10 protein-coding genes are annotated in these 14526 nt (G+C 56.5%); 5 read left to right on the top strand and 5 right to left on the bottom strand.

Features of this window, described 5'->3' with window-relative positions; all coding sequences use genetic code 11:
- Nucleotides 1-161: 161 nt before the first annotated feature.
- The 5 genes from infA to trxB form a co-directional block, all read right to left on the bottom strand.
- Nucleotides 162-380 carry a translation initiation factor IF-1 gene (gene infA / locus RVY89_RS11555; RefSeq protein WP_002211347.1) on the bottom strand — a complete coding sequence of 73 codons (219 nt, stop codon included), beginning with the start codon at nt 378-380 and terminating at the stop codon, nt 162-164.
- Nucleotides 381-664: 284 nt separating this feature from the next.
- Nucleotides 665-1369 (bottom strand): leucyl/phenylalanyl-tRNA--protein transferase, encoded by a 705-nt coding sequence (gene aat / locus RVY89_RS11550; protein ID WP_484825371.1) that lies wholly within the window; start codon nt 1367-1369, stop codon nt 665-667.
- 45 nt (nt 1370-1414) lie between these two features.
- Nucleotides 1415-3136: a heme ABC transporter ATP-binding protein/permease CydC gene (cydC, locus tag RVY89_RS11545; protein ID WP_484825370.1), complete on the bottom strand. Its 1722-nt coding sequence runs from the start codon at nt 3134-3136 to the stop codon at nt 1415-1417.
- Nucleotides 3136-4902: a heme ABC transporter permease/ATP-binding protein CydD gene (cydD, locus tag RVY89_RS11540; protein ID WP_484825369.1), complete on the bottom strand. Its 1767-nt coding sequence runs from the start codon at nt 4900-4902 to the stop codon at nt 3136-3138. Before cydD ends, cydC begins: the two co-directional genes overlap by 1 nt.
- 114 nt (nt 4903-5016) lie before the next feature.
- Nucleotides 5017-5985: a thioredoxin-disulfide reductase gene (gene trxB / locus RVY89_RS11535; protein WP_484825368.1), complete on the bottom strand. Its 969-nt coding sequence runs from the start codon at nt 5983-5985 to the stop codon at nt 5017-5019.
- Between the two features lie 543 nt (nt 5986-6528).
- On the opposite strand from trxB, the gene lrp reads away from it, so the two are divergent.
- From lrp to serS, 5 genes are all read left to right on the top strand, one after another.
- A complete protein-coding gene (lrp, locus tag RVY89_RS11530) occupies nt 6529-7023 on the top strand; it encodes a leucine-responsive transcriptional regulator Lrp (RefSeq protein ID WP_000228469.1) in 495 nt (164 codons plus the stop codon).
- Between the two features lie 135 nt (nt 7024-7158).
- Nucleotides 7159-10857, top strand: a complete 3699-nt coding sequence (locus tag RVY89_RS11525; protein WP_484825367.1) for a DNA translocase FtsK 4TM domain-containing protein — start codon at nt 7159-7161, stop codon at nt 10855-10857.
- A 128-nt stretch (nt 10858-10985) separates the two neighbouring features.
- A complete protein-coding gene (lolA, locus tag RVY89_RS11520; protein WP_032639238.1) occupies nt 10986-11600 on the top strand; it encodes an outer membrane lipoprotein periplasmic chaperone LolA in 615 nt (204 codons plus the stop codon).
- Between the two features lie 9 nt (nt 11601-11609).
- Nucleotides 11610-12953 (top strand): replication-associated recombination protein RarA, encoded by a 1344-nt coding sequence (rarA, locus tag RVY89_RS11515; RefSeq protein WP_484827880.1) that lies wholly within the window; start codon nt 11610-11612, stop codon nt 12951-12953.
- Nucleotides 12954-13045: 92 nt separating this feature from the next.
- The gene (serS, locus tag RVY89_RS11510; RefSeq protein WP_008499983.1) at nt 13046-14338 is read left to right on the top strand and encodes a serine--tRNA ligase; all 1293 of its coding nucleotides are present in this window, start codon (nt 13046-13048) and stop codon (nt 14336-14338) included.
- Nucleotides 14339-14526 lie beyond the last annotated feature (188 nt).

Raw genomic sequence — 14526 nt, 5'->3', positions numbered from 1 at the left:
TTCGTCCCTCCCCCTTTCTCTATGCACTGTCGAACAGACAGCCCTGGCGCAGAAACGTACAGCCAAATAATTGTTCAAATAATCGCCTGCAGCGCAAAAAAGTAAGGCCGGGAAAATCCCGGCCTTATTTAATATTCATCTGCCATTACAGGCGAAAACAATTAGCGACTACGGAAGACAATGCGGCCTTTGCTCAGGTCGTACGGGGTCAGTTCAACAGTCACTTTGTCGCCCGTCAAAATGCGGATGTAGTTTTTGCGCATTTTACCGGAGATGTGCGCAGTTACCACGTGACCGTTTTCCAGCTCTACGCGAAACATGGTATTAGGCAACGTATCAAGTACGGTACCCTGCATTTCAATATTGTCTTCTTTGGCCATCTAATCCTCTGGGGTATCACTACCAAGTTTTGAACCGGCAAGATAATGCCGAAATTCATCAATTAAGTAAAGAATTGCGCGATTAAAACGCAGCAAAACAGTTTCGGCGCATTGCCCAAGCGTCACGGTACAACCGAACAGGAAGCGCATTCGTAAAGGGGAGACGACAGGATAAACGTCAGGACGTTATCTGAAGCGAGGGTCCCAAACGGCGGCGGGGCAACAGGCAGAAGCTACTCTGCGGCATAATTATAACACCCTCACAAAAAATATGCGGAAAACATTTAGGCATTGGGCATAAAGAGCGTTCTCGGTATCCAGAAGTCGCGCGGGAGCTTCTCCTGGCGGCTGACGTCCAGATGCTCGATATACTGGCGTCGCGGGATTTCAACAGCACCCAGCGAGGCCGTGTGCTCGTTGAGCACCTGACAATCGATCAGGCGTCCGCCGCGCTGGGCAAACGCCTCGCAGAAGACCAGCAGTGCGGTTTTCGAGGCGTTAACTGCACGAGAGAACATCGACTCGCCGCAAAATAGCGTACCTTGCGCCACGCCGTACATGCCGCCGACGAGTGCTCCGCCTTCCCATACCTCGATGGAGTGGGCGTAGCCAAGCTCATGAAGTTGATGGTAGGCGGTAATAATATCGCGGGTTATCCATGTCCCTTCATAGCGGTCTTCTGCACAGCCTTCAATGACCTGACCAAAGGCGTGGTTCAGAGTGACGCGGTAGGGGGATTTCGCATGGAAACGCTTCATGCTGCGGCTCAGGTGAAACTGCTCTGGCCACAGAACGGCGCGCGGATCGGGGGACCACCATAAAATCGGGTCGCCGGGAGAAAACCAGGGAAATATACCGCGCTGGTACGCCATTAAAAGCCGCGCGGGACTGAGGTCACCACCAAGGGCCAGCAGCCCGTTGGGCTCACGCAGCGCCCCTTCCGGAGAAGGGAACGCGATGTTATGACGAGAAAGCTGGACCAGGCGCATGACAGCAAAACTCCAGTACGCGAGTAAGGACGCTACAAATATAGTCTACAGACGCTGTTTAAACTGGTAGTAGCGACCCTGTTTCGCCAACAGCTCTGCGTGACTACCTTGCTCAATAATGTGTCCGTTGTCCATCACAATTATCCGATCAAAACTCGCAAGGCCGCGCAGGCGGTGCGTGACCATCAGCACGGTTTTGCCGGTCATAACATTCGCCAGTAAATCAAGGATTTGGCTCTCGGTTGTTGCATCCAGCCCTTCGGTGGGCTCGTCGAGCAGCATCAGCGGCGCATCGTGCAGCAGCGCGCGCGCGATTGCCAGACGGCGCAACTCACCGCCGGAGAGCTGACGGCCGCCTTCGCCCAGCCAGCTGTTCAACCCTTCGTCCTCAAGCAGCTTTTGCAGCCCGACCTGTTCCAGCACGGCGCGAAGCGCATCATCAGAGGCCTCTGGCGCGGCCAGCAGCAGGTTATCGCGCAGCGTGGCGCTAAACAGATGCACGCGCTGCGGAACGACGCTCACAGTCTTGCGCAGAGCCTGCTCGCTGAAATCAGTCAGCAACGTATCATTAAAACGAATCTGACCGCGCTGCGGATCCCAGGCGCGGGTCAGCAGCTGCAGCAGCGTCGATTTACCGCAGCCGGTACGCCCAAGGATCGCAATCCGCTGACCGGCGCTGACAGAAAGGGTGATACCGTCCAGCGCGTTCTGCGCCTGTTTATCATAGGCGAAGGTGACATCTTCAAGCGCCAGTGCAACCTGCTCTGGTACAGCGGTTTGCCCGGCACTAAACGTGACTTCAGGCTCCTGCTCCGCAATCTGCGTGATGCGCAGGGCAGAAGCAATTACCTGACCCAGATGCTGGAAGGCGCCCGTTACCGGGGCCAGCGCCTCAAACGCAGCCAGCGCGCAGAATACGAAAAGGGCAATAAGAGGACCCGGCTGCGAATTCCCCCCGACATCGCCGGAAGCCAGCCACAGCATGGCAATCACCGCCACGCCGCCGATCAGCATCATCAGCGCCTGAGAAAAGGCCGTCAGCTCCGACTGGCGGCGCTGGGCCTCATGCCAGTTAAGCTCCGTACTTTCCATCCGCGCGCGGTAGCGCTTGCTGGCGCCAAAAATAGTCAGCTCTGCCTGCCCCTGAAGCCAGGAGGTTAGCTGCTGGCGGTAGTCTCCGCGCAGGCGCGTCAGGTTTTCCCCGGTGGATTTCCCGGCGCGGTAAAACAGCGGCGGCAAAATGATAAGCGTCAGCAGCATGATCCCGCCCAGCGTCAGCGCAACGGGAACATCCAGAACAGACAGCCCCAGCGTGACCACCACAATCACCACAAACGCGCCCACGATCGGGGAAATCACGCGCAGGTAAAGGTGATCCAGCGTATCGACATCCGCCACGACGCGGTTAAGCAACTCACCCTGACGAAAACGCGCCAGCCCGGCAGGGGAGAGGGGCAGTAGTTTACTGAAGGTGTAGATACGCAGGTGCTGCAGCACGCGGAAAGTGGCGTCGTGGCTGACCAGCCGTTCAAAATAGCGTCCGGCGGTACGGGTGATGGCGGTACCGCGAACCCCGGCAGCCGGGAGCATATAGTTGAAGCTGTATAAACCGGCAAAGCCCGCGACGGCCGAGGCCGACAGGAACCAGCCGGAAAGCGTGAGCAGGCCGATGCTGGCGAGCAGCGTGACAATAGCCAGCACAATCCCCAGCGTCAGCATCCATTTGTGGCGTTTATAGAGCGCAAGATAAGGCAGCAGAGCACGCATCAGATATCCTCCTGACGGTTCGCCAGCAGGGCGGCAAACGGTCCCTGCGCGGCAACGAGAGAGGCGTAATCGCCTTGCTCAACGATACGGCCGTTCTCCATAACCCATATCTGGTCCCAGTCGGCAATGCCTTCCAGCTGGTGGGTAACCATCAGGGTGGTTTGCTGCCGGGAGGCGGCGTTCAGGGCCTCCATTACGCGCTGTTCGCTATGGGCATCCAGGCTGGCGGCGGGCTCATCCAGCAGCATCAGCTGACATGGGTTAAGCAGGGCGCGGGCAACGGCCACACGCTGCGCCTGTCCAACCGACAGCCCGGCGGACTGGTCGCCGACAACGGTATCCACCCCTTGCGGGAGCAGGGGCAGAAACTCGCTGACCCAGGCGCGGTCGAGAACCGATTGCAGTTCATCTTCACGCGCGTCCGGGCGCGCCAGAAGCACATTTTCACGCAGCGTAGCGGCGGGAAGCTGCGGGTTTTGGCCTACCCAGCTGAGCTGTTTACGCCAGGCATCAGGGTCGAGTTTGCGCAGTTCGGTTTTGTTGATCCGCAGTGAACCCGTGTAGGCCATAAAACCGGATAGCGCATTCAGCAGAGAGCTTTTCCCGGAACCGCTGATGCCGACAAGGACCACGCGTTGCCCGGCAGGTAAGGTAAAGTTCAGCGGACCGGCGAGCACTTTGCCTTCGGGCGACAGAATGGAAAAGTCCTGCGCTTCAACGGTCACCGGATCTTTCGCATTCAGCGTTACGTCACCGCGCTCCGGGTGGGCCAGCGGCGTTTCCAGGAACGTTTTAAGGCTATCGGCGGCGCCAACCGCCTGAGCTTTGGCGTGATAGAAGGTTCCCAGATCGCGAAGCGGCTGGAAAAACTCCGGGGCCAGGATCAGCGCCAGGAAACCGGCAGAAAGAGTCACCGCCGTGCCGTAATGGCCGAAATCCAGCGCGCCGAGGTAGGAGAAGCCGAAGTAGACCGCCACGAGGGCTATCGACAGTGAGGTGAAGAATTCCAGTACGCCAGAAGACAAGAAGGCGAGGCGTAACACTTCCATGGTGCGCTGACGGAAGTCCTGTGACGCCAGGCGAATGTTTTCGGTTTCCGCTTCACCGCGGCCAAAAATGCGCAATGTCTCCATGCCGCGAAGACGATCGAGGAAATGGCCGCTCAGGCGACCCAGTGCCAGGAAGTTACGGCGGTTGGCATCCGCTGCCCCCATCCCGACCAGCGCCATAAACAGCGGGATCAGCGGGGCGGTGCCCATCAGAATCAGCGCAGCCATCCAGTTCACCGGGAAGATGGCGACCACGATCAGCAGCGGAACGAAGACGGCAAGGGCCATCTGCGGAAGATAGCGCGCGTAGTAGTCGTGCATATCGTCAATCTGCTCAAGGATCAGCGTCGCCCAGCTACCGGCCGGCTTTCCCTGGATCCACGCGGGCCCGGCTTCCTGAAGACGATCGAGCACCTGACGGCGGATCTCGTAGCGGATGTGCTGTCCGGCGTGAAAACCGACGCGCTCACGCAGCCATACCACCCAGGCGCGCAGAACAAAAATCAGGATCAGGACAATAAAGGGCAGCAGGAGCGCTTCGCGCGGGATGTTCTCCATGATCATGTGATTAAGAATGCGGGCCAGCAGCCATGCCTGGGCAACAATCAACAGACCGCTGACGAAACCCAGGAAACGGGAAATCGTAAGCCAGCGGCGGGAAATAACGCTTTGCTGTTTCAGCCAGCGTGTTAACTCTTGTTGACGGGTTTTTTCCATTGCGTACTTTGCAGGTGACGTTATTAGAAATTGGGCAGCGCAATGTTACAACGGGGAGACAATAAAGGCGACTTATCGCCGCCTTTATTTACGTTTGTTACTGACTTGTAAAGATTATTTACCTTGTTCAGCCAGTCCATCGAGGTAGCATTCAGCGTCCAGCGCGGCCATACAGCCGGTGCCCGCAGAGGTAATTGCCTGACGATAAATGTGATCCATCACGTCGCCGGCCGCGAATACGCCCGGGATGCTGGTTTGAGTCGCATTACCGTGAATGCCGGACTGCACTTTGATGTAGCCGTTTTCCAGCTCCAGCTGACCGTCGAAGATTGCGGTGTTCGGGCTGTGACCGATGGCCACAAACAGACCCGCCACTTCCAGCGTTTCGACGTTATCGGTGTTCTGGGTATCACGGATACGCAGACCGGCAACGCCCATCTGGTCGCCTGTCACCTCTTCCAGGGTGCGGTTGGTATGCAGCACGATGTTGCCACTTGCCACTTTATCCATCAGACGTTTGATCAGGATCTTTTCTGCGCGGAAGGTTTCGCGACGGTGAATCAGGTGCACTTCAGAGGCAATGTTCGCCAGGTAGAGTGCTTCTTCCACAGCGGTGTTGCCGCCGCCGATGACCGCGACTTTCTGATTGCGGTAGAAGAAACCGTCGCAGGTTGCGCAGGCAGAGACGCCGCGGCCTTTGAACGCTTCTTCAGATGGCAGACCGAGGTAACGGGCAGAGGCACCGGTGGCGACGATCAGCGCGTCGCAGGTGTATTCGCCGCTGTCGCCCGTCAGGCGGAACGGACGGTTCTGCAGATCGACCTTATTAATGTGGTCGAACAGAATTTCGGTTTCGAATTTGGCGGCATGCTCGTGCATACGTTCCATCAGCAGCGGCCCGGTCAGGTCGTTCGGGTCCCCTGGCCAGTTTTCCACTTCGGTGGTGGTGGTCAGCTGACCGCCTTTTTCCATACCGGTGATAAGTACCGGGTGCAGGTTAGCGCGTGCAGCATAGACCGCTGCGGTATATCCCGCAGGTCCAGAACCAAGGATTAGCAGCTTACTGTGTTTGGCCGTGCCCATGAGATCCCCATTGTTGTTGGCAGACATTTGGCTGGATTGTAGGGAATTTGTTGCCGTAAAAAAAGAGCACAGCAATTTTGATATCAATCTGTGTAATAGCCACGGACGATGAATGAGGCGCTATAACATCACATTTTTCCAGAAAAGCGGTCGTTTGTAAGGCAATAAAATGAGGATTAATACCCTGCCGCAATGAATATCCGGCATGTTGTACTAAAAAAAGATGTTTTGCTTTGACAATCCCCTGCGCTTTTGCGAAAACATTCAAGGAAGAAAAAAAACCGCGTTAACCGTATGCCGCATAGGCATGCACGTAAATGCCATTTTTACCGGGTCAGTGAAATCTACGCATGGCGTGGACAGACGCCATACGTGATGTCGGTGACTGCCTTCGGGCAACGGTCTTCTTACCAACAGAACCCGAATCCGCATCGCGTCTATAACATAATCAGGCGATGTGATGACTAACGGGTACAGGCTCTGAACAGTGATGTGCACAGGGTCCAGGCAGGAGTAGGGAAGGAATACAGAGAGACAATAATAATGGTAGATAGCAAGAAGCGCCCTGGCAAAGATCTCGACCGTATCGATCGTAACATTCTTAATGAATTGCAAAAGGATGGGCGTATTTCCAACGTCGAGCTTTCAAAACGTGTGGGACTTTCCCCGACGCCGTGCCTTGAGCGTGTGCGCCGACTGGAAAGACAGGGTTTCATTCAGGGCTATACGGCTCTGCTGAACCCGCATTATCTGGATGCCTCACTTCTGGTATTTGTTGAGATTACTCTGAATCGTGGTGCGCCGGATGTGTTTGAGCAATTTAACGCCGCTGTACAAAAACTTGAAGAAATTCAAGAGTGTCACCTGGTGTCCGGTGATTTCGACTACCTGTTGAAAACCCGTGTGCCTGATATGTCCGCCTACCGTAAGCTTCTGGGGGAAACCCTGCTGCGTCTGCCAGGCGTGAACGACACCCGTACCTATGTGGTGATGGAAGAGGTCAAACAGAGCAATCGTCTGGTTATTAAGACGCGCTAACACGGAACAGGTGCAAAATCAGCGTAGTTTGATTACACTCCTGTTAATCCATACAGCAACAGTGCCGGGGAGTCCCGGCGCTGTTGTCCGTTTTAGCAAAAAGGCAGGAAATGCCTGATACCTGGAGAGCCTTTTTTGAGCCAGGAATACACTGAAGACAAAGAAGTCACACTATCGAAGCTAAGCAGCGGACGTCGTCTCCTCGAGGCTTTGCTGATTGTTATTGCCCTTTTTGCCGTCTGGCTGATGGCTGCCTTACTCAGTTTCAACCCCTCAGATCCCAGCTGGTCACAAACTGCATGGCATGAGCCTATCCATAATTTAGGCGGTGTCCCCGGTGCCTGGCTTGCGGACACGCTGTTCTTCATTTTCGGTGTGATGGCCTACACCCTTCCCGTCATTATCATTGGCGGATGCTGGTTTGCATGGCGTCATCGTCAGAACGATGATTACATCGACTATTTTGCCGTATCGCTGCGCCTGATTGGCGCGCTGGCGCTGATCCTCACCTCGTGCGGGCTGGCGGCAATCAATGCGGATGATATCTGGTACTTCGCCTCTGGCGGGGTGATCGGCAGCTTACTCAGTTCTGCGCTGCAGCCTATGCTACACAGCAGCGGGGGCACGCTGGCGTTGCTGTGCATTTGGGCGGCCGGGCTAACGCTGTTTACCGGCTGGTCCTGGGTTAGCATTGCCGAGAAAATTGGTAGTTTTATCCTCACTATTCTGACCTTCGCCAGCAACCGTACCCGCCGTGACGATACGTGGGTTGATGAAGACGAGTACGAAGAAGAAGAGGAAGATAACGCACCTGTGCAGCATCGCGAGTCTCGTCGTGCGCGTATTCTGCGCGGTGCGCTGGCGCGTCGTCAGCGTGTTGCTGAGAAATTTGCCAACCCCCTGGGCCGTAAAACCGATGCGGCGCTCTTCTCCGGTAAACGCATGGATGAAGACGAGCAGGTGGCGTATCGTGCTGCGGGTGTCGCAGTCGATCCTGACGATGTGCTCTTCTCCGGCAGCCGGGCCACGCCTGGTGACTTCGACGAATACGATCCGCTGTTAAATGGCCACTCGGTTACCGAGCCGGTTGCGGCAGCCGCAGCCGCGACGACCGCTGCGCAGGCGTATGCCGCGCCAGTCGATGCAGTGATGCCATCCGCGCCGGTTTCGCCGCCGGAATCCGTTATTCAGCAGCCTCAGGTTGACTGGCAAACTGCGCCAGGCGTTCATACGCCGGAGCCTGTTATCGCGCCTGAACCTGAAAGCTACATCCCCGTGCAGCAGGAGCAGTGGCAGCAGCCTTATCAGCCGCCGCAGCCTGCGTATGAGCCGCAAGATTACCCGCACTATGAACAGCCTGTGGCCCAACCTTATCAGGAATATGCGCCTGAACCGGTTGAACCCGTGCAGCCTTATGTAGAGCCGCAGCCTGAACCTGAAATCGTGGAAGAGGTAAAACCCTCTCGTCCACCAATGTATTATTTTGAAGAAGTCGAAGAGCGTCGTGCGCGTGAACGCGAGCAGCTTGCTGCCTGGTATCAGCCTGTACCTGAACCGGTGCAGGAGCCAATTGCGAAAGCGCCTTCTGTTTCCGTTCCACCGGTCGACCCGACACCTGCTGTTGCACCCGTAGCGGAAAGCGTGAAGCAGGCTACCGCGGCCGCTGCAGTGGCTGCACCTGTCTTTAGCCTGGCAACCGGAGGGACGCCACGTCCTCAGGTGAAGGAGGGGATTGGTCCACAGCTGCCTCGTCCTAACCGCGTTCGCGTACCAACCCGCCGTGAACTTGCCTCTTATGGTATCAAGCTGCCTTCCCAGCGTATGGCCGAAGAAAAAGCGCGCGAGCCTGAGTACGAAGATGACGCCGATGAAATGCAGCAGGATGAGCTGGCCCGTCAGTTCGCCGCGCAGCAGAATCAACGCTACGGTGAAGAATATCAACACGATGAACCGCTGCTTGAAGACGAAGATGACGCAGCAGAAGCGGAATTAGCGCGCCAGTTCGCCGCCACCCAGCAGCAGCGCTATTCAGGTGAACAACCGGCTGGTGCAAATCCGTTCTCGCTGTCTGATTTTGAATTCTCACCCATGAAGGATCTGGTGGATGATGGCCCGAGCGAGCCTTTATTTACCCCGAGCGTGATGCCGGAAGCAGAGCCTGTACGCCAGCAGCCAGCACCACAGGGCTATGTGCAGCCGCAACAACCTGTTCAGCAGCCGTACGCGCAACCGCAGCAGCCACCACAGCCACCACAGCCGCCGCAGTTCCAGCAGCCTGCGCCTCAGCCGCAGGAGAGCCTGATTCACCCGCTGCTGATGCGTAACGGTGACAGCCGTCCGCTGCAGCGTCCAAGCACGCCGCTGCCGTCTCTGGATCTGTTAACGCCGCCGCCGTCAGAAGTGGAACCGGTTGATACCTTCGCACTGGAGCAGATGGCGCGTCTGGTTGAAGCCCGTCTGGCTGATTTCCGCATCAAGGCGGACGTGGTGAACTACTCACCGGGTCCGGTGATCACCCGTTTTGAACTGAACCTGGCACCGGGCGTTAAAGCGGCGCGTATTTCTAACCTATCCCGCGACCTGGCGCGTTCTCTCTCGACCGTTGCGGTACGTGTGGTGGAAGTGATTCCGGGCAAACCTTACGTTGGCCTTGAGCTGCCGAACAAGAAACGTCAGACCGTCTACCTGCGTGAAGTGCTGGATAACACCAAGTTCCGCGATAACCCATCTCCGCTGACCGTGGTGCTGGGTAAAGATATCGCGGGCGATCCGGTCGTGGCAGACCTCGCAAAAATGCCTCACCTGCTGGTCGCGGGTACTACCGGTTCCGGTAAGTCAGTCGGGGTGAACGCCATGATCCTCAGCATGCTGTATAAAGCGCAGCCGGAAGATGTGCGTTTCATCATGATCGACCCGAAAATGCTCGAACTGTCGGTCTACGAAGGCATTCCGCATCTGCTGACCGAAGTTGTGACCGACATGAAAGACGCCGCCAACGCCCTGCGCTGGAGCGTCAATGAGATGGAACGCCGCTACAAGCTGATGTCTGCGCTGGGCGTGCGTAACCTGGCCGGTTATAACGAGAAAATCGCCCAGGCGGTACGCATGGGACGTCCGATTCCGGATCCTTACTGGAAGCCGGGTGACAGCATGGATGCCCAGCATCCGGTGCTGGAAAAACTGCCTTATATCGTCGTGCTGGTCGATGAATTCGCTGACCTGATGATGACCGTCGGTAAGAAAGTGGAAGAGTTGATTGCCCGTCTGGCGCAGAAAGCGCGTGCGGCCGGTATTCACCTTGTGCTTGCGACCCAGCGTCCTTCCGTGGACGTTATCACTGGTCTTATCAAAGCGAACATTCCGACGCGTATCGCGTTTACCGTATCAAGTAAAATTGACTCCCGTACCATTCTTGATCAGGGCGGCGCAGAGTCGCTGCTGGGTATGGGTGACATGCTCTATTCCGGCCCGAATTCCACCTCTCCGGTGCGTGTCCACGGGGCGTTCGTTCGCGATGAGGAAGTTCATGCCGTCGTGCAGGACTGGAAAGCGCGCGGTCGTCCGCAATACGTTGACGGTATTACCAGCGACACGGAAAGCGAAGGCGGTGGCGGTGGCTTCGACGGCGGCGAAGAACTGGATCCGTTATTCGACCAGGCGGTTAACTTCGTTACCGAAAAACGCAAAGCGTCCATCTCTGGCGTGCAGCGTCAGTTCCGCATCGGCTATAACCGCGCGGCGCGCATCATCGAGCAGATGGAAGCGCAGGGCATTGTGAGCGAGCAGGGCCATAACGGTAACCGCGAGGTGCTGGCACCGCCGCCGTTTGATTAACCTTCAGCGATTGCAAAGAAGGGTAAATCAGCCAAAATTAAGCATTTTCTTCTGTCGCCTGCCTCCGGGCAGGTCCAGAATAGAAGACGGAAACCCCATACCGGGAAGACGTATTTTAAGGAATAACAATGAAAAAAATCGCCATCGCCTGTGCATTACTCACCAGTTTTGTCGCCAGCAGCGTCTGGGCTGATGCAGCCAGCGACCTTAAAAGCCGACTGGATAAAGTAAGCAGCTTCCACGCAAGCTTCACGCAAAAAGTGACTGACGGCAGCGGCAACGCGGTGCAGGAAGGCCAGGGAGATTTATGGGTAAAACGCCCAAATCTGTTCAACTGGCATATGACCCAGCCGGATGAGAGTATCCTGGTGTCTGACGGCAAAACCTTATGGTTCTTCAACCCGTTCGTTGAGCAGGCGACTGCAACGTGGCTGAAGGATGCCACCAGCAATACGCCGTTTATGCTGATTGCCCGTAACCAGGCCAGCGATTGGCAGCAGTACAATATTAAACAGACGGGTGACGAGTTTGTCCTGACGCCGAAAGGCAGCAACGGCAACCTGAAGCAGTTCACCATTAACGTAAGCACTAACGGTACTATTAATCAGTTCGGCGCGGTTGAGCAGGACGATCAGCGCAGCAGCTACCAGCTCAAGTCTCAGCAGAACGGCGCCGTTGATGCATCGAAATTCACCTTTACCCCGCCGCAGGGCGTAACGGTGGATGACCAACGCAATAAGTAAGAGGCATGAGTGGGCAATCTGTCGCTCGATTTTTCAGATAACGCGTTTCAACCTCTGGCCGCTCGTATGCGGCCAGAAAATTTAGCGCAGTACATCGGCCAGCAACACCTGCTGGCTGCCGGTAAGCCATTGCCGCGCGCCATTGAGGCCGGGCATCTCCATTCGATGATCCTCTGGGGACCCCCTGGCACCGGCAAGACCACGCTTGCAGAAGTGATCGCCCGCTATGCCAACGCGGACGTCGAACGCATCTCGGCGGTCACCTCCGGCGTGAAAGAGATCCGTGAGGCGATCGAGCGTGCGCGGCAGAACCGCAATGCCGGGCGGCGCACCATCCTCTTCGTGGACGAAGTCCATCGCTTCAACAAGAGCCAGCAGGATGCCTTCCTGCCGCATATTGAAGACGGCACGATCTTCTTCATCGGCGCGACCACCGAAAACCCGTCGTTCGAACTGAACTCGGCGCTGCTGTCCCGCGCGCGCGTTTACCTGCTCAAATCGTTGACCACCGAGGATATCGAAAAGGTTCTCAGCCAGGCGATGGACGACAAAGCGCGCGGCTACGGCGGGCAGGATATCGTTCTGCCTGACGACACGCGTCGTGCGATTGCCGAGCTGGTCAACGGCGATGCGCGTCGGGCGCTGAACACGCTGGAAATGATGGCCGATATGGCCGAAGTCGACGATGCCGGGAAGCGGGTGCTGAAGCAGGAGTTGCTCACCGAAATTGCCGGGGAACGCAGCGCGCGCTTCGATAACAAAGGCGATCGTTTTTACGACCTTATCTCGGCGCTGCATAAGTCCGTGCGCGGCAGCGCGCCGGATGCGGCGCTTTACTGGTACGCGCGCATTATCACTGCGGGCGGCGATCCGCTCTACGTCGCGCGCCGCTGTCTGGCGATTGCCTCAGAAGATGTCGGCAATGCCGATCCTCGCGCCATGCAGGTCGCGCTGTCGGCCTGGGACTGCTTCACCCGCGTTGGACCCGCGGAGGGTGAGCGAGCCATTGCGCAGGCGATTGTCTATCTGGCCTGTGCGCCGAAAAGCAATGCCGTCTATACCGCCTTCAAAGCGGCGATGTCCGACGCGCGCGAACGCCCGGATTACGATGTGCCGGTTCATCTGCGTAACGCGCCGACCAAACTGATGAAAGAGATGGGTTACGGGCAGGAGTACCGCTACGCTCACGACGAACCCAATGCCTACGCTGCCGGGGAGGAATATTTCCCACAGGAGATGGCACAAACGCGCTATTATCACCCCACAAACAGAGGTCTTGAAGGCAAGATTGGTGAAAAGCTCACCTGGCTCGCCGGACAGGATCAAAATAGCCCTATAAAACGCTACCGTTAGTTCAATCGTTGCGGTAATGTTGGCAATGTATCCTTGTGGCCGCAGGCTGTGGTCACATTTTCCTATTTTAATTCGATAAGCACAGGATAAGCATGCTCGATCCCAATCTGCTGCGTAATGAGCCAGACGCAGTCGCTGAAAAACTGGCACGCCGGGGCTTTAAGCTGGATGTAGATAAGCTGCGCGCTCTTGAAGAGCGTCGTAAAGTACTGCAGGTACAAACTGAAAATCTGCAGGCAGAGCGTAACTCTCGATCGAAATCCATCGGCCAGGCGAAAGCGCGCGGGGAAGATATTGAGCCATTACGCCTGGAAGTGAACAAGCTGGGTGAAGAACTGGATCAGGCGAAAGCTGAGCTGGACGTTCTTCAGGCCGAGATTCGTGATATTGCCCTGGCTATCCCGAATATTCCTGACGACAGCGTGCCTGTCGGCAAAGATGAAAACGACAACGTTGAAGTGAAACGCTGGGGTACGCCTCGTGAGTTTGACTTCGAAGTGCGCGATCATGTAACGCTGGGCGAAATGCACGCGGGCCTGGACTTTGCGGCAGCGGTTAAGCTGACCGGTTCTCGCTTCGTGGTGATGAAAGGCCAGATTGCCCATCTGCACCGCGCGCTTGCGCAGTTCATGCTGGATCTGCACACCGAGCAGCATGGCTACAGCGAAACCTACGTACCGTATCTGGTCAACCACGATACGCTGTACGGTACGGGCCAGCTGCCGAAATTTGCCGGCGATTTGTTCCATACCCGTCCGCTGGACGAGGAAGCAGACAGCAGCAACTACGCGCTGATCCCAACTGCGGAAGTGCCGCTGACTAACCTCGTGCGTGATGAGATCATCGACGAAGACGATCTGCCGATCAAACTGACGGCGCACTCTCCGTGCTTCCGTTCTGAAGCAGGATCTTACGGTCGCGACACGCGCGGTCTGATCCGTATGCACCAGTTCGACAAAGTTGAGATGGTGCAGATCGTCCGTCCTGAAGAGTCCATGGACGCGCTGGAAGAGATGACCGGCCACGCTGAGAAAGTGCTGGAGCTGCTGGGTCTGCCGTACCGTCGTATGGCCCTGTGTACCGGTGATATGGGCTTTGGTGCCTGCAAGACCTTCGATCTGGAAGTGTGGGTACCTGCGCAGAACACCTACCGTGAAATCTCCTCCTGCTCTAACGTCTGGGATTTCCAGGCGCGCCGCATGCAGGCACGCTGCCGCAGCAAATCTGACAAGAAAACTCGTCTGGTGCATACCCTGAACGGTTCTGGTCTGGCTGTGGGCCGTACCCTGGTTGCCGTGCTGGAAAACTACCAGCAGGCAGACGGTCGTATTGAGATCCCTGAAGTGCTGCGTCCATACATGAAGGGCCAGCAGTACATCGGCTAATAATTTGTCTTAAAACAAAAAAGCGCCTCAGGGCGCTTTTTTTATGCCTTTGATTTGATACGACGCAATAACCCCTCCCACTAAAGTAGTAATACTCCTCCGAATGAAAGTCAGCATAAAAAGCTGATAACGAAGATATTCGTTATATATAAAACTACATAGCGGTTTGCGCCGCCTCTCTTTTCTTT

The sequence above is a fragment of the Enterobacter sp. 3U4 genome, assembly GCF_057224565.1.
This window is presented reverse-complemented; position numbering and strand designations above follow the sequence as displayed.

Coding starts and splice junctions, on each gene's coding strand:
- lrp (WP_000228469.1), top strand. CDS start 6,529: ATGGTAGATAGCAAGAAGCGCCCTGGCAAAGATCTCGACCGTATCGAT.
- serS (WP_008499983.1), top strand. CDS start 13,046: ATGCTCGATCCCAATCTGCTGCGTAATGAGCCAGACGCAGTCGCTGAA.
- cydC (WP_484825370.1), bottom strand. CDS start 3,136: ATGCGTGCTCTGCTGCCTTATCTTGCGCTCTATAAACGCCACAAATGG.
- aat (WP_484825371.1), bottom strand. CDS start 1,369: ATGCGCCTGGTCCAGCTTTCTCGTCATAACATCGCGTTCCCTTCTCCG.
- cydD (WP_484825369.1), bottom strand. CDS start 4,902: ATGGAAAAAACCCGTCAACAAGAGTTAACACGCTGGCTGAAACAGCAA.
- lolA (WP_032639238.1), top strand. CDS start 10,986: ATGAAAAAAATCGCCATCGCCTGTGCATTACTCACCAGTTTTGTCGCC.
- trxB (WP_484825368.1), bottom strand. CDS start 5,985: ATGGGCACGGCCAAACACAGTAAGCTGCTAATCCTTGGTTCTGGACCT.
- infA (WP_002211347.1), bottom strand. CDS start 380: ATGGCCAAAGAAGACAATATTGAAATGCAGGGTACCGTACTTGATACG.